This window comes from Paenibacillus sp. 05T425, from assembly GCF_056396205.1.
In genome coordinates this window covers 471943-490942 of sequence record NZ_JBFTLA010000003.1, presented here as the reverse complement: position 1 = coordinate 490942, position 19000 = coordinate 471943, and the positions used below count along the sequence as shown (strand labels likewise).

The window sequence follows — 19000 nt, the reverse complement described above, 5'->3', positions numbered from 1 at the left end:
CTATACCGTTCTTCTTGACTACTGCCATTTAAGCTATTAGGTCAATGACGTGTTATTCAGCCCAAGCTACCTTGCCGGCTACAATCGTCGCTACCGGCCAGCCGCTAAGCTTCCAGCCTCCGAACGGTGTGTTGTTACTCTTCGAGGCGAAGGTGCTTGGATCAACCGCACGTTCGTTATCCAAATCGATAATGGTAATATCCGCAGGTGCGCCTTGCTCTAACCGTCCAGATTCCAGACCGAATACGCGGGCAGGGTCTGAAGTCATTCGTTGCAGCAGGAAACCAAGCGTCCACTTGCCTGTCTGTACGAATTTCGTGTAAAGCAGCGGGAACGCCGTCTCGAAGCCGACGATACCGAAAGGTGCGAGCTGCACAGGACGAGCTTTCTCTTCCGCGCTATGCGGCGCATGGTCGGTTACGACCATGTCGATCGTGCCGTCCTCAAGCGCTTCGATGACCGCTTGAACGTCTCTTGGCGTACGAAGCGGAGGATTCATTTTCCAGTTCGCATCGTCAACACCAGGAATATCTTCATCGGACAGGATCAAGTGATGCGGGCAAACCTCGGCTGTGACGCGAACGCCGATCGACTTCGCCAGTCTAATGAGCCGAACCGATTGCTCGGTGCTCACATGACAGACGTGATAGTGAACGCCCGTTGCTTCAGCAAGAAGCACGTCGCGGCCGACGTGGATCGCTTCGGACTCGTTCGGAATGCCTTTCAAGCCATGCTTGCGGGAGAACTCGCCTTCGGACGCCCAAGCGCCTTCGACAAGCGTATCGTCTTCGCAGTGCGCGATGATCGGCATGTTCATCGATTGCGCCAACGCCATTGCGTTCTTCATCATTTGAGCATTCTGTACGCCTACGCCGTCATCCGTAAAACCGATTGCGCCAGCTTCCTTAAGCGCTGCGAAGTCCGTCAGCTCGCGACCAAGCTCGTTCTTCGTAATCGAAGCGTATGGAAGCACATTGACGACGCCTTCCTGCTTCGCTTTGTTCGTAATGTATTTCACCGTTTCCGGCGTATCTGTAACCGGGCGAGTGTTCGGCATGCAGGCGATCGTTGTGAAGCCGCCTTTCGCTGCTGAACGTGTACCCGTTGCGATATCTTCTTTGTATTCGAAGCCTGGATCGCGAAGATGGACGTGCATATCGATCAGTCCTGCCGATACGAGCTTGCCCTTCGCGTCGATTACTTCCGCGCTGCCTGTATCGGGAGTCTCGGCTCCGTCAACGATCTGTTCGATCTTGCCGTTCTCAACCTTCACATGCTTTGTTTCCAAACTGCCCGAAGCTTCATTCCATATGCTGCCGTTAATAATCCACAATGACATTGCTAGATCCACCCTCCGGTTTAATTGGCATTCTTGCCTGCTCTAGGTTAGCTAAGTGCGCGTTCTACGACGGCCATTCGAATCGGAACACCGTTCTCCATTTGCGGGAAAATACGGGATTGCGGATGTTCAACTAATTCATCATCAATTTCTACGTTTCGGTTAATCGGCGCCGGATGCATAATAATCGCATGCTCGGCAAGCTTAGCTGCTCTCTCGACCGTTAAGCCGTATTGCTCCCTGTAGCTCTCAGCGGAGTTCAACATCCCGCTCTCATGACGCTCAAGCTGAACTCTCAGCATCATGACGACATCGGATTTCAACGCTTCGTCGATGGATACGTAAGGCGCATCGAGGTCAGGCGCTTGCATATTCGCCGGTGCGCAGAAGCGAACATTCGCTCCGAACTTCTGCAGCGCCCATAGATTGGAGCGGGCAACGCGGCTATGCTGTACATCGCCTACGATGGCAATGTTCAATCCGTTCAAGTTGCCGAATTGCTTGCGCATCGTGTACATGTCGAGCAGCGCCTGTGTAGGATGTTCGTTATTGCCGTCTCCCGCATTAATGAGCGGCACTTTGATTTTCGTTGCTATGTCAGCCAGCACGCCGATCGGCTTCAGGCGAATGATGCCTGCGTCGATCCCCATCGACTCCAGCGTGCGAACCGTATCATAGATCGATTCGCCCTTCTGTACGCTCGATACGGCGGCAGAGAAGTTAAGTACTTCCGCGCCCAATCTCTTCTCGGCAACTTCGAACGAGAATCTCGTTCTTGTGCTGTTCTCGAAGAACATGTTGGCCGCGAACTTTCCTTGCATCGCGTTATGAACTTTATTCGGGTGATGCTCCCAATAAGCTGCGCGATCGAGTATGGACTCGATCTCATCTTTGCTGAGCTCTTTCAAACCGAGCAAACTGCGTTGTTTAAGCTTCGTCATCGTCATCCGGCTTGCCCCCTCTGATGAATTATTATGACTTGATCGGACGAATCAACTTCGGTCAGCGACACTTCGATTTGCTCTTGCTTCGAGGTTGGGACGTTTTTGCCTACAAAATCAGGTCTGATCGGCAGTTCTCGATGCCCACGATCCACTAGAACCGCGAGCTGAATGCTTTGCGGCCTCCCGCAATCCATAAGCGCGTCCATGGCCGCTCGAATCGTTCTTCCCGTGTAAAGCACATCGTCGAACAATATGATCCGCTTATCCTGAACGTCGATCGGCAGCACTTCGGTATCGCCGATCCCTGCAGCGACTTCTATATCCGAAGTCAGCACTGCTTTGGAGCGATCGTCGCGGTAGCGGGTAATATCAAGTTCGCTTACCGGCAGCGGCTTACCCTCGATTTCCTTGATTCGATCCGCAATCCTTCGAGCCAAGTAGATGCCTCTCGTCCTTATGCCTACAATGATGCAGTTGTCGATCCCTTTGTTCTTCTCCACGATCTCGTGAGCAATCCGCGTCAATGCCCGGCGAATTGCCGTTTCATCCATGATGATTAAGTGCTCTTCTTCCGCCACTTCCGCGCCGCCTCCCTGATCCGTCAATCAAGCCTTGTTTCTTGCTGCCCTGGCAAAACAAAAGCTCCTTGCGTATATTCGCAAGGAGCTTTGTGATCAGTCGTCAAAAGATAGAGGGTCATGCCCTGAGCGCCCTCGTCACAGAGGGCGCTGTCATGGGATGTCCTACCGTTATCTGTTGATCGGCCTGTTATTCACGCTACCTTGCCAGCCTCTCGGGACTGAGTTAAAGGTACTGCCGTTTATCAAAAGAATTATCCCACGTTCGACAAAACTTGTCAAGCGATGTTGGACTATTTCCGTTGATAAATAGTGTGCTTCTAACCCGCACGACTATGCAAGAGCAGCGTTTCCTATTACAGACTTAACTTACGGATTCGATCGACTGCTTTTTCTGTATTTTCACGGCTGCCGAATGCTGTAAGACGGAAGTAGCCTTGACCGCTTTGGCCGAAGCCTACGCCTGGCGTACCCACGATGTTCGCTTCGGAAAGCAGCTTGTCGAAGAAGGACCAGGAATCCATGCCGCCCGGCGTCTTGAGCCAAATGTACGGAGCGTTAACGCCGCCGAACACTTCCAACCCAATCGAAGCAAGGCCGTCACGGATAATGCCCGCGTTCGTCATGTAGTAATCGACAAGCGCTTTGATTTGCTCCTTGCCCTCTTCCGAATAGATCGCAGCAGCGCCGCGTTGCGTAACGTACGATACACCGTTGAACTTCGTCGTGTGACGACGATTCCACAGATCGTTAATGAGCACTTCGTTGCCTGCTGCGTCGAGGCCTTTCAGTTCACGAGGCACAACCGTGTATGCGCAGCGTACGCCTGTGAAGCCAGCTGTCTTCGAGAAGCTGCGGAATTCGATTGCTACTTCCTTAGCGCCTTCAATTTCATAAATGCTGTGCGGAACGTCCTCTTCTTGGATGAACGCTTCGTATGCCGAATCGTAAAGGATGATGCAGTTGTTCGCTTTCGCGTAGTCAACCCAGACTTTAAGCTCTTCCTTCGTCAGCGTCATGCCTGTCGGGTTATTCGGATAGCACAGGTAAATGATGTCTACCTTGCGGTCAGGCAAGCTTGGCTTGAAGTTGTTCTCGGATGTGCATTCCAGGTAAGCGATATTCTCATAACGCTTCGTCTCTTGGTTGTACTTGCCGGAGCGGCCAGCCATAACGTTCGTATCAACGTATACCGGATATACAGGGTCTTGTACGGCAACAATGCTGTTGTCGCTAAAGATTTCCTGAATGTTGCCCACGTCGCATTTCGAGCCATCGCTAACGAACACTTCGTTCGTAGCAATGTCGATGCCGCGAGCTTTGTAGTCGTTCTCGATAATCGCATTAATAAGGAAATCATAACCTTGCTCTGGACCGTACCCGCGGAAAGAACCAGGGGCAGCAAGCTCGTCCACTGCGCTATGCATCGCTTTCAATACCGCGTCAGGCAAGCCGCGCGTAACGTCGCCAATGCCTAAGCTGATAATCTCAGCGTTCGGGTTTTCTTGAATGAATTTCGTACGGCGTTTTGCAATTTCGGAGAACAAGTAGCTGCCCTGCAGCTCCAAATAGTTCTGATTAATGGAAGTCATTGTATGGTGTCACCTATCCTTCATATTTTTAGCTCGATGATATCAATAGAATATCGTACTTCTTGCTATCAAATAATGAAGAATGTAGCGAAAAGTTTGCACTATTACGCTTCAAGCTTGGCTTTATCGCAAACGCAGACTATTCAACACATGCTCCATATCCGCCGGTATAGGTACTTCGAAATCCAATCGCTCGCCAGTACGCGGATGCGTGAAACCAAGCTGCGCCGCATGAAGCGCTTGTCCGTTCAAGGCAACCGTCTTATTGCGGCCATATACCGGATCGCCTGCAAGCGGATGTCCGATATATTTCATATGAACGCGAATCTGGTGAGTGCGTCCCGTCTCAAGCTGCAGCTCAACCAACGTATAATCGAATCCGATTCTTTCTAACACGACAAAATGCGTTACCGCATGCCTGCTGTTATGATCGGTTACCGTGAACAGCTTGCGGTCACGAGAATCGCGGCCTATTGGCGCGTCAATCGTTCCCTGATCATGCTGCAGATTTCCATGTACAAGCGCAATGTATTTGCGTGTTACGGTATGCTCCTTCAATTGCTGAGCAAGTGACACATGGGCGAGATCGTTTTTGGCTGCCATAAGCAGTCCGGTTGTGTCCTTGTCAATGCGATGCACGATACCCGGTCGAACGACTCCGTTAATGCCCGACAAGTCTTTGCAATGGTACATAAGCGCATTGACTAACGTTCCCGAGGAATGACCGACTGCAGGATGCACGACCATGCCTCTCGGCTTATTCACTACGATCACGTCAGAGTCCTCGTACAAAACGTCAAGCGGGATATTTTCCGGTACAATTGCCGCGTCTTCGGGTTCTGGAATTTGCAACTGAACGACGTTGCCTTCCGCTACTTTAAAATTCGCTTTAACCGTCACCCCGTCAACGACTGCAGCCCCCGACTTAATCCATTCCTGAACTTGCGTACGCGATATGCCTTCTGAATCTATGCTTTCCGTTATATACTTATCGATTCGCTCGCCCGATTGCTCAGGCGCTACGATCCATTCCAACGTCTCTTCATTAAACTGGCTGTTGCTCATGTTCGTTAGATTCCTTGTCCTCTCCGTTGTTCATCGTTTTTTTCTCGTCGCGGGCTGTCAGCAATGTATCGATCAGGATCAATATCACACCGACCACGATTCCTGAATCAGCTACATTAAAGATTGGGAATTCGTACGAACCGAAGTTGAACTGAAAAAAGTCCACAACCTCGCCAAAGCGTACACGATCGATAAAATTGCCCAGCGCTCCGCCAAGAACGAGACCAAGACCTGTTAACAGCCATGGCTTGGACGACTTGCGCATCGCTTGAATGTACCATATGATGCCCGTTAATATGACGACCGTAATGATGATAAAAAACACTCGTTGCTCCTGTAAAATACCGAATGCAGCGCCGCGATTGCGATGCGAAGTAATTAGGAAGAAGTTGCCGATGACGCTGATCTGTTCGGCAATCTCCAACTGAGTTGCAATGATTTTTTTCGTTACGTAATCAAGTACAAACACAACCACCGCAATCCAATAAAAGTAAAAGCGCATCTTATCACTCCTAATTTTTCTGTGAAGCTGATTCTTAGGTCATCCAAATTATTGTAGCATAATGCCGCCGACAAGAGCTAGCAAGCTGCTGAAGCCCAGCATCCGGCTTCCATCGAAGTCCATACTGAAAATAGGCCAAGCGGCAAAAGCTAATGAAGCAATTATGTTCACAACAACAAAGGACGGTGCTTTGATCATGTCAACCTTAACAAGCGCCCAGCTTGCGCTGCTGCGTATAAGACTTGAGGATGAACGTCGCGAGATCGAGACTCGACTGTCGCGAAACGATCATTACGGGCTAGGCTCTTCCCTTCGCGACGATACAGGCGAACTGTCGCCGATCGACAATCACCCTGGCGATACGGCTACCGAGCTGTATGAACGCGAGAAGGATATTGCCCTCCATGAACAAGAAGAGCTTCATATCGAACGAATCGATGCTGCCCTTGCCGCCATGGAAAATGGAACGTATGGCATATGCAAGGCATCCGGCCAACCGATTCCTTATGAACGATTGGAGGCTGCGCCTGATACGCTCTATAGTATCGAGCACGCACCTCGCCAGCAGCTGTCGCATACGCGTCCTGCCGAAGAAACGCTTCTAAATCATCCATTCGGCAGAACAAGCATGGACGAGCATGAGGATGGCTATAACGGCTTCGACGGCGAAGACGCCTGGCAGATCGTCGAGCAATGGGGCAATGCCGATTCGCCCGCGTTTTCCGAGAATCGCGATGTCGCCGACTACGACCACGTTGGCATCGAAGCAGAAGAAAACGACGGTTACGTCGAATCGATTGAAAGCTTCCTTGCTACCGATATAACCGGACGGCATCTATCTGTTGTGCGCAACCGGGAATACAACCGTTATCTGGATACCGGTGAAGGCGACCATGGTCTTGAAAATCCGGATGAATCCGACGCACTTCAATAAGTTTTGCCTTCAAGCTGAATTTGTACTATTCGTACGATGTCTGCTATGTAATCGCCGATAATCGGTAAGTTCAGCGCCCCTAATATTCGAAGCACATAAAGAATCGTTGCCGCAAAAAAAGTAAAGCCGATCGCGATGCCGACGCCTCTAGCGGTACCGGCAAGCAGATTGCGCCATATAAGCTTTATCGGGCGGTTCAGCAGATCCACATAATCGGCGATATGCGTTCGCTCCATCTCCGATGCAATATGTTGAAGCCGCTTATCCAGTCTGCTTAAGGACGATTGAACTTCATTCAAATCTTCCGCCTGTTGGGCTGTATCATCGTTAGTTGGTTTCAAGAGAAGCCTCCATTTCTGGCAAGCATTAAGCTGCGTTTGAATTAGGTTTTATAATTAATTACACCAAATTCAACTTTTCAACGCATATAAAAAACGAGGCCTGCTTGGCCGCAACCGCTGCGATCAAGCAGGCTTCCTTCACTGCTTAAGGCAGCGGCCGCCAAGCTGCGGCGCTCGTTCTTCGCATGTCATGCTTCTCTTAGGATAACCTTAACCTTTGATGAAAATCCCAACTTGCTTTTCTCCCAGCGTTACACGTTCCATCTCCGCCGCTTCCTCATACGAAACCGTTTGAATCAGAACGTTGTCGCGCAGCACGTCATCGAATGTTGTCAATGCAGCTTGCAGCTCTGCATCAACAGAAAGGACCAAATCGATGCGCTTCTCGATCGGCAGATCAAGCTTCTTACGCGTATCTTGCACAGCGCGGATAACCTCGCGTACCCAGCCCTCTTGTTCAAGCTCAGGCGTAATGTCCGTATTCAATGCGACAGTAACGCCGCCTCCCGATGCTGATGCGAAACCAGACTTCGCTTGCTTCTCAACAAGCAGCTCATCGATCGTAATCGTCAGGGCCTCGCCTTCGGCGCTGGTGAACACCAAGCTTCCTTCGCCAACAACGGCTCTCGTCTGTTCAGCAGCCAATCCTTTCAGGTAAGCCTGGATAGGACCGACATGCTTGCCGAATTTCTTGCCGGCAACCTTCAGATTAAGCTTGAAGGCGAAGTCAACGAATCCGCTGTCCGTGTTTTGGATCGTAATCGTCTTCACGTTGATTTCGTCCTTCACGATGTCCTCGTAGCCTGCCACGTCGAAGTCCCGATCGAGTGAAACGATCAATTCCGACAAAGGCTGACGCGTCTTGATACCCGTTTCGTTACGAACGTTGCGAGCAAGTTCAACAATCTGTTTCGCGCTCTCCATATCTCGCTCCAGCGTTTCATCGATAGCGGATTCATCTGCTTGCGGGTAGTCGGCCAGATGAACGCTGCCGCTGCCGCCAAGGTTGCCGTATACGTCTTCCGCCAGCAAAGGAGCATAAGGCGCGATGACACGGGACAAAGTCAACAGTACGCTCTGTAGCGTTTGATAAGCGGCTACTTTGTCTTCCGACAAGCCGCTGCCCCAGAAGCGGTCGCGTGAACGGCGGATGTACCAGTTGCTAAGCTCATCGACGAACGTTTCGATCGCTTTGGCAGGGTTAAGGAAGTCGTTGACTTCAAGACCTTTGTTAACCGTGCGAATCAAGCTGTTCAACCTTGAAACAACCCAGCGGTCAAGCTTATTCGTCGAAGCCTTCACCGGATGTGCCGCAGGATCAAAGCCGTCGATCGATGCATACAGCGCATAGAATGCATGTGTATTAACAATGGTGTCAATGACCTTAGACTTCGCTTCGCCAACGATGCCTTTGGAGAAGCGTTTGCTATTCCATGGCGCGCTGTCTGCAAGCAACGCCCAGCGGAAGGCGTCCGTTCCGTATTCGTTGATGATTTCCCAAGGGTCGATTACATTGCCTTTCGACTTGGACATCTTCTGGCCGTTCTCGTCAAGAATATGTCCTGTCGAGATGACAGCTTTATATGGCGCTTTGCCGTTGTACAGCGTCGACACCGCAAGCAAGCTGTAGAACCAGCCTCGCGTTTGGTCGATGCCTTCGCAGATGATGTCAGCCGGGTATTGGTCGGCGAACTGCTGCTCATTCTCGAACGGGTGATGCTGCTGCGCGAACGGCATCGATCCGCTGTCGAACCACACGTCGATTACTTCCGGCGTGCGCGTCATCACAGCGCCTTCCGCGAATGGCGATTTCAGCTTGATGTCGTCCACATACGGCTTGTGCAATTCAATGTCTTCAGGAACAAAGCCTACAGCCATTTCACGAAGATCGGCAATGCTGCTCGGCGCATATTCCTTGCCGGTAGCTTCGCATACCCATACGTTAAGCGGCGTTCCCCAATAACGGTTCCGGCTGATGTTCCAGTCTACCAAATCTTCGAGGAACTTGCCGAAGCGTCCTTCACGGATATGGCCCGGGTACCAGTCAACGCTATTGTTGTTCGCGATCAATTGATCCTTCACCGCAGTCGTCTTAATGAACCAGCTTTCCATCGCATAATAGATAAGCGGCGTTTTGCAGCGCCAGCAGAATGGATAGCTGTGCTCATAGCGCTCCTTACTGTAGAGCAAGCCGCGTTCGCTAAGCGACTTCACGATGTCGATATCAAGCTCAGGATCCTTCACGAACCGTCCCGCAAAGTCTGTCACTTCTGCAACATAACGTCCTGCAAGATCAACGACATTCAGCATGCTGATGTTGTTTTCGCGTGATACTTTATAATCGTCATCGCCGTGAGCCGGAGCGATATGAACGATACCCGTACCGCTCGAATCGCTGACGAAGTCGCCTGCGATAACGATATGGCCGTGCTCGACAGGCACGTATCCGAATGGCGGCGTGTAGCGTTGACCGACAAGCTCAGCGCCCTTCACGACCGACAGCGTCTCGTAGTCCTCTTTCAATACCTTCTCAGCCAATGCCTCAGCAACGATATACACTTCGCCGTTCTTCGATGCGCGAATATAATTCAGCTCAGGATTAACGGCAAGCGCCACGTTCGCGGGCAGCGTCCATGGCGTTGTCGTCCAAGCCAGCACATACTCACCCGACGTCTCCAGCTTGAACTTCACAGTCGCGCTTAAATCCTTCACATCCTCGTAGCCCTGCGCTACCTCATGAGAGCTTAGCGTCGTTTGGCAATCCGGGCAATAAGGGCTGACGCGGTGACCGCGATACAGCAAACCTTTGCCGTGGATATTGGAGAGGATATGCCACACGCTCTCGATGTACTCGTTCTTCAGCGTGATGTATGGATTGTCGAGATCGGTCCAATAGGCGATTGCTTCAGTCAGCTCGCGCCATTGCTTCTCGTATTCGAATACGCTCGCTTTGCACTTCTTGACGAATTCTTCTACGCCGTAATTTTCGATTTCCTGTTTACCGGAGATGCCTAGCTGCTTCTCGACGCCAAGCTCGACCGGCAAGCCGTGCGTATCCCAGCCAGCTTTACGAATGACGCGATAACCTGCCATCGTCTTATAGCGGCAAATAAAATCTTTGATAACGCGTCCAAGCACGTGTCCGATATGCGGCGCTCCGTTCGCGGTTGGCGGTCCTTCATAAAATACGAAATTCGGTTTAACTTCACGATTCGCAACCGATTGCTTGAACGTATCGTTCTCTTTCCATTGATTCAGTACGCGCAGCTCACGGCTGCGGGCGCGTTCTTTCACATCTACGCGTTGCATAGCTTCATCTCCCTCTCGGTCAACCCTGTTAATAAAAAAATAAAGCCCCGTCCCCTGTAAAAAAGGGACGAGGCTTGCTCGCGTTACCACCCTTGTTCCGCTCTTGCCCCGTATAGCCTAGGACAAGCCGATTATAGCGCAGCCTATATTATAGACCGTGCTTATCATGCGGCACCTTAGTCGCGAACGTATCATTCGCGTTCCCTATAACGGGGGACAGCCGTCGATGCTTACTGCACACTTCAGCATCGCTTCTCGGAGATGATTTTCCGCATGGACCACTCGCCGGACTTTCAGCAATCGCCGGCTCTCTGAGGAATGGTAGACAAGCGTACTCTTTCTCGTCAACGAAGTTAGAACATAACAATTACTAATAGTTATAGCGTATCGGACAGCCCATTGTCAAATGTTAAGTTGCCCAATTATCTGTTCGATTATCCGCGTTGCAGCTCGATCTCAGCATGTCTGGACTGCGAGTCCAGCGTATCCCAGCCGTCTTGGCTAAGCAGCTCAAGCTGAGCTTCAACCAGCGTACGGAAACGTGCGCGGTAGATCGAGGCTTGCTTCTTGAGCTCCTCTACCTCCAGTGATACTTTGCGCGACTTGGACAGAGACTCATTAATAATCCGGTCGGCGTTCTTCTCCGCTTCCTTGATTATGAGCTGCGCTTCCTTCTTCGCATTGTTGCGAACCTCGTCCGCAGCTTCCTGCGCTACGATAATCGTCTTGCTTAACGTTTCCTCAATGTTCGTAAAATGATTTAGTTTCTCTTGAACATTCAGAATTTGATTTTGCAGCTCTTTATTTTCACGAATGATCGATTCGTAGTCCTTAATGACCTGATCGAGAAATTCATTTACTTCATCCTCGTCATAGCCGCGTAATCTGCGTCCAAACTCTTTGTTATGTATGTCCAATGGCGTTAACGGCATTGGCGCACCTCCTCAAGGTATTTGTATTGCTGGCATCCGGCTTGTACCTTTGTTGAGAACATTTTCGACAGCGACGACTGAATTCCTGCAATCCGTTAAATAAATTTGCCAATTTTAACGCGAATTCTGCCCTTTTTTGTCACACCGTCGACTTCAAGCACTTTGAATCTGCCTAGCCCCTTGAAAGAAACGACATCGCCTTGCTTAAGCGACTCCGACGGATCCTCTTCCGCCTTCCAATTCACTCTGCATCTGCCTGCCCTTATTGGATCGACGATCTTGGAACGGCTAATCCGGTACACATCGCTTGCAATGCCGTCCAGTCTCATTGAAGCAACAGACAAGCTCATTTCCTCAAGCTTCGGTATTACTGTGCTAAGCTCGGACAATGGAAGCACATCGGTCAACACGCTAACTCGATGCACTTGACGCAAGTGTATATTCAAGTAATCGGCAATCTCATCCATAACGATAATATGACTAAAGTCCTCATGTACATGAATATCGCCGATTCGGTCACGTTTAATGCCTAACCCAAGCAGCGCGCCTAAGTAATCGCCATGGTCAAGCTCATGCTGCGTCCCGGCAGGACTGTTGACAGCTAATACGGATACGCCCGCTTCCTCGCTGTCCAAATCCCGATAATATGGGCCGATGATGGCACGTTTCCGTTCCGCTTCCGGATACCCGCCCTCGAACCGAATAGCTACGTCGGCATTCCGATTGGCGAGCATCGTAACGATTTCAATCTGCCTTGGGTCCAAAAAATCGGTCCGCTTCAGCTCATGCTGCTGTGCGGACCGCTCAACCCATTCCAACGCCCGATCGACGAAAGCTTTCTCGTCGGGGTGAAAATGATTATATATGGCTTGCTTCATCACAAGTCATTCCCTTACTAAAAGATGCCTAAGATAAAATCGACAACGGCCGTCAGTCCAAGCCCGATGAAACGAAGGGCGAAGATCGCAACGATTGGCGATATATCTAGCATACCGCCGATAGGCGGAATAAATCTTCTGAATATACCAAGGTATGGCTCGACTAGCTTGCCCAAGAATACGCCGATAAAGCTCTCGCGAGCGTTAGGCAACCAAGACAACAGCACATATCCGATAATCAAGAAGCTGTATATGCTGATTATTGTTCCAATTAATCCTGCAGCGCTCATAAATTGTGTGGTCACCTCATTTTAGTGTAGTCGTTCTCCTCCGCCAACATCTCCGTTATCGCACCTTGAATCTCTACGGATTCCGGCGTGCATAGAAAAATATTAGGCCCAAGCTTAGAGATGTTGCCGCTTAAAGCGTACACTGTGCCGCTAAGGAAATCAACAATGCGCACGGCTAGGTCTGTCCGAACGCGTTGCAGATTCACAATGACGGCCCTGCGCGAACGCAAATGGTCGGCAATTTCCTGCGCTTCGTCATAGGAACGCGGCTCGCTAAGCACGACTCTTACATTTTTCTGCGAATGGATGCTGACGACGTTATTGCTCTTCGTATTTTTACGTGTCTCGAAGGGCGAGGTTTCAGGTTCTTGTTCATCCACCTGCGGTATTCTCTCACGCTCTACAACTTCCTCTTCCTCCTGCAAGCCAAGAAAATTCATAAATCGATTCATGACGCTCATTACTCATTCCTCCTCTTTACCTATTAGTACGGTGCCTAAGCGGATCCATGTTGCTCCTTCTTCTATCGCCACCTCGAAGTCGTTGGACATCCCCATCGATAATTCCGTAATCGTGTTAGTCGTATTCATTGCTTGAGCGCGCTCGTGCAGTGCGTCTCGCAGCTCTCTTAACGCTTTGAATACAGGTCTTGTCTCTTCGGATTCTGCTTCGAAAGGCGCCATCGTCATAAGCCCGATTGGCTTTATCGATGAAAGCTTTGTCAGCTCATCCACGAATTCGTACAGCTGATCCGGCGAAAGCCCATGCTTCGAGTCTTCGCCTGACACGTTAACTTGAATGAAGCAAGGTACGATGATGCCTAGCTGGGCAGCTTGTTTGTCGATCGCTTGCGCAAGCGACAGCCTGTCCAGCGAATGAATGTATGTAAACTTTCCGACAACGTCCTTCGCTTTGTTCGTCTGCAGTGATCCGATGTAGTGCCAGGTCGGCTTGCTGATGCTGCCTATCTCGGCTTCGCCTTCCAGCGCCTCCCACTTGTCACGCGCATTTTGCCATCGATTCTCGCCTAGATGCTCTAGACCGAGCTTAACGGCAGCAAGTGTCGTTTCCGTGGATACGTATTTCGTGACTGCAATAACGTTGATTTCTTCCTTGCTGCGCCCTGATCTCAGGCATGCCTGTTCGATTCGCAGCTCTACATCCTTGATCCGTTCCGATAAATGACTCATTACGCCTCACCTTTCACGAATGCCGATCCAACTGGCCATACGGCCGGTTAAGCCGTTCTCCATACGATGGGAAAAAAATAAATCCCGTCTGCAGCCCGTGCACCACTTTGTTAATTCGATATGGATCGGCAAAATTCCTGCTTTTATCATAATCTGTCGGTTTATTTCTTTCAAGTTTATGTGCGCTTTGCCGTTATCGCTTTTTTGCAGAACGATTTGAGCATGTTCAGAGCTAAGCTCGAGCGACTCAATAAGACGCTCGACATGGTCGATCACGACGCCGTCCACCTCATAGCAGCAGCTGTCGATCGCCGGTCCAATTGCTGCTTTAAGCTTCTCTCGCTTCGTTCCATACTCCTTCTCCATAGCTGCGATTGTTTCCTCGGCAATTCCCTGCACGGTCCCTCTCCAGCCGGCATGAGCGAGCGCTATCGCCTGATGCTCGGGATCATAGAAGTATAGCGGTACGCAATCGGCGTAAAACGAGGTCAGCAGCACGTTCGGTTCATTCGTAATAATCGCGTCGCAGCCTTTAATTACATCATCAAGCGACAAGCTGCCTTTGCCCTTATCTGCAGCAGTTACCTTGTATACCTTGTTGCCATGCACTTGATCAGCACAAGTCCAAGCTTCGAACGGCCAATCAATGGCCGCTGCTAGCCGCTGCCGATTAGCGACAACATCAGCTGCATCATCGCCAACATGCAGCCCAACATTAAGCGAATGCCACTGCCCGCCGCTCACGCCGCCGTTACGACCGGTGAAACCTGCCGTTAAGTTCGAATTATCGCTATTCCATTCAGACAACAAAAAAAGCGAAGGTCCCTTCGCCGAATGATCTTCCATAAACGCTTCCATCTGTCCGTCACCTCTGTCAGCAAAGGATACTTCATTTCGCTATCATTCGCCATATGTGCTATAAATCACGCTTATGCCCAGTTTACAGCCTTATGAGCGAGCGTGCAAATCATCCTCGTCTGCTCGCAATGATTTCGTGTCGTCCATACGAACAAGCACGACGTCTGCGCCTATCTTCACGATATTGCGCCATGGAATGACAACCTCCGTACCTCCGCCGCCGAACACGCCGAAAAACTTCGTAAACTGCGGAACAACAATAGAATCGATACGTCCCTGGCGCAAATCAAGCTCCAGATCAGATATATGCCCCAGCTTCTTCCCATCCACTATATTAATAACGTCCTTCGTCTGAAAATCAGATATTTTCACTATCAATCACCACTTTTCCAGCGGATTTGTCGTCCGAACCGTCTTCTTATTACTATATGAGCCAAATGCCCAAAATGTCCTGCTGGTGCAAAAAAACGAGCCCCTGGAGATACAAATATTTCCATAAGGTGATGAATGCGATATATTTATTGTACGATAACGTACAATAAGCGGTGGGAGGCCGACTCATCAACATGCCAAAGAAAATCGCATCAGAACTAGATTGGATTGTGTTAGGTATCGATAAATTCGCGGAAGGAGGCGAGTCGGCGCTAGTCGTCGAGAAGCTCGCGAGACAGCTGGGAAGCAGCAAAACGAGCTTCTATTGGTATTTTAAAGACCGTTCGCAATATGTCAGCCGAATAATCGCCGAGTGGCATGAGAGGGCAACTACGTCCGTTATCGCAAGAAATACGGCACTGGCGTCGCTGCCTCCGCAAAGACAAGCACGAGAGCTTATGATTACGATGTTCAGCTTCAACGGCGGCGGTGATTTCCAGTTTTACCTCCGTAAGCTGGGAGAAACCGAGGATTCTTATCGTACAATGCTTCATCATTTGGAACAGCAACGACTTCGGTACATGAGCGAGCTGCTTATTCGCTGCGGACTAACGCAAGAGGCGGCAGTGCGGAGTTCAGAGCTTGTGTACAGCTATTATCTTGGCTGGTACGAACGCAATAAGTTTCATACGATTACGAAGGATCATGCTGAAGAGCAGGCTGATTTCCTCTTGGCTTTTGTTGGGATTGATTCGGATCATTAGTGAAGGAGTGATCGTTATGCAAGCAATTCTTGCCAGCATTGTAAGTGTATTGTTGATCGCAATCGGGGCTGTTCATCTGTATTGGATGTTGGGAGGCCGCAAAGGAATGGCAATTGCTTTGCCATCGCGCGGGGACGGCAGCGGTCGGCCGCTATTCAAGCCTGGACGCTTCGAGATCGGAGCCGTCATCGTCCTGTTCTGGGCAGCAGCTCTGCTTATTCTCATGTATGCGAATCTCATTCCCGTCATAGGTCCTCAGCAGCTTCCGCAACTGGCGGCATGGGCACTCGCAATCGTGTTCGCTATTCGAGCGATCGGGGAATTTCATTACCTAGGCTTATTCAAAAGGTACCGCAACTCTCCTTTCGGACGACTTGATACGTATGTGTATAGTCCGCTTTGCCTCGTGATGGCCGGTATGACTTGGTGGATGATCGGGATATCTTGAATTGGAAAGAGCCTGCCGGGAGTAATATCCCCGAGCAGGCTCGTTTGTTCACGTTTTAACATGCTTCTGCATTTGTTGAATCGCCGACTTCTCAAGCCTCGATACCTGTGCCTGCGATATGCCGATCTCGTCGGCAACTTCCATTTGCGTCTTGCCTTCGAAGAACCGCATCGACAGGATCATCTTCTCCCTGTCATTCAACTTGTGCATCGCTTCACGCAGCGCGATCTCCTCGATCCACGATACATCCTTATTACGATCATCGCTAATCTGATCCATCACATAGATCGGATCGCCGCCGTCGTGGTAGATCGGCTCGAACAGCGATACCGGATCTTGAATCGCGTCAAGCGCGAATACAACATCCTCTTTCGGCACATTCAGCGCTTCGGATATTTCAAAAATCGTCGGCTCGCGACTATTTTTGTTCGTCAGGCTGTCCCTTACCTGAAGCGCCTTATAGGCAATATCTCGAAGGCTGCGCGACACGCGAATCGGATTGTTGTCACGCAAGTAACGGCGAATTTCACCGATAATCATCGGTACGGCATAGGTGGAAAATTTGACGTTCTGGCCAAGATCGAAATTATCAATCGCCTTCATAAGTCCGATGCAGCCGACTTGGAACAAGTCGTCCACAAATTCTCCCCTATTGTTAAACCGTTGTATGACGCTGAGAACAAGCCTCAAATTGCCGTTAACCAATTTCTCTCTTGCTGCCCACTCGTTGCGGGTTTGCAATGCCGTAAACAGCTCTCGCATTTCGGCATTCGTTAGGACAGGCAGTTTCGCGGTATCCACTCCACAGATCTCGACTTTATTTCGGGTCAACGTGATTACCTCCCAAGGAGAAACATTACTGTACATTATCTCCTCGGGACCTCTTTTTATTCCTAATCTGACATCGTTCGACATTCAAATGTCGATTTGCATTTAGACCATTTTGTTAAATTCCTTACGCAGCCGCTTAATTATCCGTTTCTCGAGTCGAGAAATATAAGATTGCGATATGCCGAGAAGATCGGCAACATCCTTTTGTGTTTTCTCCTCGCCATCGGCTAGACCGAACCGCAGCTCCATAATAATTCGTTCGCGCTCCGACAGCTTTTCCAGCGCCTTATGAAGCAGCTTGCGGTCTACCTGCTCTTCGATATTACGGTAGATCGTATCGTTCTCCGTCCCGAGAACGTCCGATAAAAGCAGCTCATTGCCGTCCCAGTCAATATTAAGCGGCTCGTCGAACGACACTTCCGTGCGCGTCTTGCTATTGCGGCGCAAGTACATCAATATTTCATTCTCGATACAGCGCGATGCATAAGTGGCTAGTTTGATCTTCTTCTCCGGATCAAACGTGTTGACCGCCTTGATTAGGCCAATAGCGCCGATCGACACCAAGTCCTCGATATGAATACCGGTATTCTCGAATTTACGGGCGATATACACAACGAGCCTAAGGTTGCGCTCGATCAGCATCGCTCGAATCGCAGAGTCGCCGCTAGGCAGCTTCTCTAACAAATACTCTTCTTCCTCGCGCGTCAAGGGAGGCGGAAGCGCTTCACTGCCACCGATATAATAAATCTCATCGCTTTTTAGTCCGAATAAAAATAAAACACGATAATAGTATAACTGCAGGATCAATTTCCACTTGACGAGCATTGGGCCCATCCCTCCCCGATTGTATGAGCTAGCTTGCGATCGTTATTCTCTAACCATTGACGGATGAATGATCGCTTGATAAGCCCCATCAGATGCTAACTTTCCGCCGTCAAGTCCGATGAGCACCTTACTTGTTTCAAAAACTTGTCCTTCCCTGTTCACTTCAACATGATCCGGTTTAAGCGCAAGCATGAATTGCGATCCGCGATTGACGCCTCGATACGGAACGAGACGAAGCCGATCTTGCCAAACAAAAGGCTGACTGTCCATACCGGCTACGAGCCGATCGACCTGGGAGCTGCGAATGCTGTTCATCCACGCAGGAGGCAAATCCGCTTCCCAAACCGACGCTTCCATCACCATAACCGGCGTTCGGGTAAGCGGATCATACAGCTGATTGCCTGTATCGATAAGGCCGACACAGGTTTCCGTTCGTTCACCGATTGTAATCGTTACAGCAGCCAAATGGGTATGCACCAGCTCCCGTTCTCGTTTTTGCGTCAATACGGTACGGTATATATACAGACCGATACAAAACGCAGCAATAAAATAAAAAAGTCCCATTTTCAACTCAACATGCATGCTTCCGCTAACAAATGTGATCGTCCTCCATACTTCCCCAGAGCCCTGCATAAGTAAATAATAGATACCTAATATCGCACCCGCTGCTATAAAGTTGACTGCATAGAAGGCAGCGACAGTGCGCAAATAATGTTGTACCGTCGCAAAGCCAAAAGCAATCCACACCATAACGAGTGACATCGCGACCTTGACGCCAAGCGTAAACATGAAGCTAAGCTGGGGGTAAAACATCAAGATGACATAGCAGCCTCCGACAGCAGCAGCTAGAAGGATGCGCCAGTGGCGGGGCTTCAGGTGCCGAACCCAGGCCGTCGTCAGCAAGATAGCACCATCGACAAGAAGCTCACGCAGAAACATAATATCGACATACATGTAGAGATTGGCCACCTTCCTGCCATACCTTGCAGCTGGCGCCCTAGAGAACGA

The 19000-nt window shown here is 50.1% G+C and carries 21 protein-coding genes and 1 other annotated feature; of the genes, 3 read left to right on the top strand and 18 right to left on the bottom strand.

Annotated features, from left to right (window positions below; all coding sequences use genetic code 11):
• Positions 1–52 precede the first annotated feature (52 nt).
• The 6 genes from AC1DF0_RS08890 to lspA form a co-directional block, all read right to left on the bottom strand.
• Positions 53–1339 carry a dihydroorotase gene (locus AC1DF0_RS08890; protein WP_475820411.1) on the bottom strand — a complete coding sequence of 429 codons (1287 nt, stop codon included), beginning with the start codon at positions 1337–1339 and terminating at the stop codon, positions 53–55.
• Positions 1340–1386: 47 nt separating this feature from the next.
• Entirely contained in the window at positions 1387–2286 is a 900-nt protein-coding gene (locus AC1DF0_RS08885; RefSeq protein WP_337098644.1) for an aspartate carbamoyltransferase catalytic subunit, read from the bottom strand.
• Entirely contained in the window at positions 2283–2861 is a 579-nt protein-coding gene (gene pyrR, locus AC1DF0_RS08880) for a bifunctional pyr operon transcriptional regulator/uracil phosphoribosyltransferase PyrR (protein WP_477573694.1), read from the bottom strand. Before pyrR ends, AC1DF0_RS08885 begins: the two co-directional genes overlap by 4 nt.
• 356 nt (positions 2862–3217) lie before the next feature.
• The gene (locus AC1DF0_RS08875) at positions 3218–4453 is read right to left on the bottom strand and encodes an LL-diaminopimelate aminotransferase (protein WP_442051634.1); all 1236 of its coding nucleotides are present in this window, start codon (positions 4451–4453) and stop codon (positions 3218–3220) included.
• A 123-nt stretch (positions 4454–4576) separates the two neighbouring features.
• A complete protein-coding gene (locus AC1DF0_RS08870) occupies positions 4577–5518 on the bottom strand; it encodes an RluA family pseudouridine synthase (RefSeq protein ID WP_442051633.1) in 942 nt (313 codons plus the stop codon).
• Positions 5499–6020, bottom strand: a complete 522-nt coding sequence (gene lspA / locus AC1DF0_RS08865; RefSeq protein WP_337098641.1) for a signal peptidase II — start codon at positions 6018–6020, stop codon at positions 5499–5501. Before lspA ends, AC1DF0_RS08870 begins: the two co-directional genes overlap by 20 nt.
• A 196-nt stretch (positions 6021–6216) precedes the next feature.
• Here lspA and AC1DF0_RS08860 point away from each other — a divergent pair, with 196 nt between their 5' ends.
• On the top strand, positions 6217–6954 hold the full coding sequence (locus AC1DF0_RS08860) for a TraR/DksA C4-type zinc finger protein (RefSeq protein WP_442051652.1): 738 nt from the start codon (positions 6217–6219) through the stop codon (positions 6952–6954).
• On the opposite strand, the gene AC1DF0_RS08855 is transcribed toward AC1DF0_RS08860, so the two are convergent.
• From AC1DF0_RS08855 to AC1DF0_RS08815, 9 genes are all read right to left on the bottom strand, one after another.
• Entirely contained in the window at positions 6948–7223 is a 276-nt protein-coding gene (locus tag AC1DF0_RS08855) for a DUF5665 domain-containing protein (RefSeq protein WP_442051651.1), read from the bottom strand. The two genes, AC1DF0_RS08860 and AC1DF0_RS08855, sit on opposite strands and share 7 nt — an antisense overlap.
• 282 nt (positions 7224–7505) lie before the next feature.
• On the bottom strand, positions 7506–10604 hold the full coding sequence (ileS, locus tag AC1DF0_RS08850) for an isoleucine--tRNA ligase (RefSeq protein ID WP_477573693.1): 3099 nt from the start codon (positions 10602–10604) through the stop codon (positions 7506–7508).
• A 60-nt stretch (positions 10605–10664) separates the two neighbouring features.
• Positions 10665–10961: a binding site (T-box leader), on the bottom strand.
• A gap of 77 nt (positions 10962–11038) precedes the next feature.
• Positions 11039–11536, bottom strand: a complete 498-nt coding sequence (locus AC1DF0_RS08845; protein WP_337098639.1) for a DivIVA domain-containing protein — start codon at positions 11534–11536, stop codon at positions 11039–11041.
• Between the two features lie 95 nt (positions 11537–11631).
• On the bottom strand, positions 11632–12414 hold the full coding sequence (locus tag AC1DF0_RS08840; protein ID WP_477573692.1) for a YlmH family RNA-binding protein: 783 nt from the start codon (positions 12412–12414) through the stop codon (positions 11632–11634).
• 17 nt (positions 12415–12431) lie between these two features.
• Positions 12432–12704: a YggT family protein gene (locus tag AC1DF0_RS08835; protein WP_442051650.1), complete on the bottom strand. Its 273-nt coding sequence runs from the start codon at positions 12702–12704 to the stop codon at positions 12432–12434.
• A gap of 11 nt (positions 12705–12715) precedes the next feature.
• Positions 12716–13165 (bottom strand): cell division protein SepF, encoded by a 450-nt coding sequence (locus tag AC1DF0_RS08830; RefSeq protein WP_307203816.1) that lies wholly within the window; start codon positions 13163–13165, stop codon positions 12716–12718.
• 3 nt (positions 13166–13168) lie between these two features.
• Positions 13169–13894: a YggS family pyridoxal phosphate-dependent enzyme gene (locus tag AC1DF0_RS08825; protein WP_442051631.1), complete on the bottom strand. Its 726-nt coding sequence runs from the start codon at positions 13892–13894 to the stop codon at positions 13169–13171.
• 6 nt (positions 13895–13900) lie between these two features.
• Complete coding sequence (pgeF, locus tag AC1DF0_RS08820; protein WP_477573691.1) at positions 13901–14752, bottom strand: peptidoglycan editing factor PgeF; 852 nt, start codon at positions 14750–14752, stop codon at positions 13901–13903.
• A 90-nt stretch (positions 14753–14842) separates the two neighbouring features.
• The gene (locus AC1DF0_RS08815; protein WP_475820405.1) at positions 14843–15124 is read right to left on the bottom strand and encodes a YlmC/YmxH family sporulation protein; all 282 of its coding nucleotides are present in this window, start codon (positions 15122–15124) and stop codon (positions 14843–14845) included.
• A gap of 194 nt (positions 15125–15318) precedes the next feature.
• Here AC1DF0_RS08815 and AC1DF0_RS08810 point away from each other — a divergent pair, with 194 nt between their 5' ends.
• Positions 15319–15888 (top strand): TetR/AcrR family transcriptional regulator, encoded by a 570-nt coding sequence (locus AC1DF0_RS08810; RefSeq protein WP_477573690.1) that lies wholly within the window; start codon positions 15319–15321, stop codon positions 15886–15888.
• A gap of 16 nt (positions 15889–15904) precedes the next feature.
• Positions 15905–16336, top strand: a complete 432-nt coding sequence (locus AC1DF0_RS08805) for a DUF3995 domain-containing protein (protein ID WP_442051627.1) — start codon at positions 15905–15907, stop codon at positions 16334–16336.
• A gap of 48 nt (positions 16337–16384) precedes the next feature.
• Here AC1DF0_RS08805 and sigG read toward each other — a convergent pair whose 3' ends face one another.
• The 3 genes from sigG to spoIIGA all read right to left on the bottom strand — a co-directional run bounded on the left by sigG (position 16385) and on the right by spoIIGA (position 18946).
• Positions 16385–17167 (bottom strand): RNA polymerase sporulation sigma factor SigG, encoded by a 783-nt coding sequence (gene sigG, locus AC1DF0_RS08800; RefSeq protein WP_337098630.1) that lies wholly within the window; start codon positions 17165–17167, stop codon positions 16385–16387.
• Between the two features lie 102 nt (positions 17168–17269).
• Positions 17270–17992, bottom strand: coding sequence for an RNA polymerase sporulation sigma factor SigE (gene sigE / locus AC1DF0_RS08795; protein WP_307203808.1), 723 nt, complete (start codon positions 17990–17992; stop codon positions 17270–17272).
• A gap of 42 nt (positions 17993–18034) precedes the next feature.
• The gene (gene spoIIGA / locus AC1DF0_RS08790; RefSeq protein WP_477573689.1) at positions 18035–18946 is read right to left on the bottom strand and encodes a sigma-E processing peptidase SpoIIGA; all 912 of its coding nucleotides are present in this window, start codon (positions 18944–18946) and stop codon (positions 18035–18037) included.
• Between the last annotated feature and the right edge of the window lie 54 nt (positions 18947–19000).

Bases quoted from the DNA above. Each gene is read 5' to 3' on its own strand.
- AC1DF0_RS08825 (WP_442051631.1), bottom strand. From the start codon at position 13,894: ATGAGTCATTTATCGGAACGGATCAAGGATGTAGAGCTGCGAATCGAA.
- AC1DF0_RS08875 (WP_442051634.1), bottom strand. From the start codon at position 4,453: ATGACTTCCATTAATCAGAACTATTTGGAGCTGCAGGGCAGCTACTTG.
- sigE (WP_307203808.1), bottom strand. From the start codon at position 17,992: ATGCTCGTCAAGTGGAAATTGATCCTGCAGTTATACTATTATCGTGTT.
- spoIIGA (WP_477573689.1), bottom strand. From the start codon at position 18,946: ATGTATGTCGATATTATGTTTCTGCGTGAGCTTCTTGTCGATGGTGCT.
- AC1DF0_RS08885 (WP_337098644.1), bottom strand. From the start codon at position 2,286: ATGACGATGACGAAGCTTAAACAACGCAGTTTGCTCGGTTTGAAAGAG.
- AC1DF0_RS08835 (WP_442051650.1), bottom strand. From the start codon at position 12,704: ATGAGCGCTGCAGGATTAATTGGAACAATAATCAGCATATACAGCTTC.
- AC1DF0_RS08860 (WP_442051652.1), top strand. From the start codon at position 6,217: ATGTCAACCTTAACAAGCGCCCAGCTTGCGCTGCTGCGTATAAGACTT.
- lspA (WP_337098641.1), bottom strand. From the start codon at position 6,020: ATGCGCTTTTACTTTTATTGGATTGCGGTGGTTGTGTTTGTACTTGAT.
- AC1DF0_RS08810 (WP_477573690.1), top strand. From the start codon at position 15,319: ATGCCAAAGAAAATCGCATCAGAACTAGATTGGATTGTGTTAGGTATC.
- AC1DF0_RS08840 (WP_477573692.1), bottom strand. From the start codon at position 12,414: ATGAAGCAAGCCATATATAATCATTTTCACCCCGACGAGAAAGCTTTC.
- AC1DF0_RS08830 (WP_307203816.1), bottom strand. From the start codon at position 13,165: ATGAGCGTCATGAATCGATTTATGAATTTTCTTGGCTTGCAGGAGGAA.
- AC1DF0_RS08845 (WP_337098639.1), bottom strand. From the start codon at position 11,536: ATGCCGTTAACGCCATTGGACATACATAACAAAGAGTTTGGACGCAGA.
- AC1DF0_RS08805 (WP_442051627.1), top strand. From the start codon at position 15,905: ATGCAAGCAATTCTTGCCAGCATTGTAAGTGTATTGTTGATCGCAATC.
- AC1DF0_RS08890 (WP_475820411.1), bottom strand. From the start codon at position 1,339: ATGTCATTGTGGATTATTAACGGCAGCATATGGAATGAAGCTTCGGGC.
- AC1DF0_RS08870 (WP_442051633.1), bottom strand. From the start codon at position 5,518: ATGAGCAACAGCCAGTTTAATGAAGAGACGTTGGAATGGATCGTAGCG.
- ileS (WP_477573693.1), bottom strand. From the start codon at position 10,604: ATGCAACGCGTAGATGTGAAAGAACGCGCCCGCAGCCGTGAGCTGCGC.
- pgeF (WP_477573691.1), bottom strand. From the start codon at position 14,752: ATGGAAGCGTTTATGGAAGATCATTCGGCGAAGGGACCTTCGCTTTTT.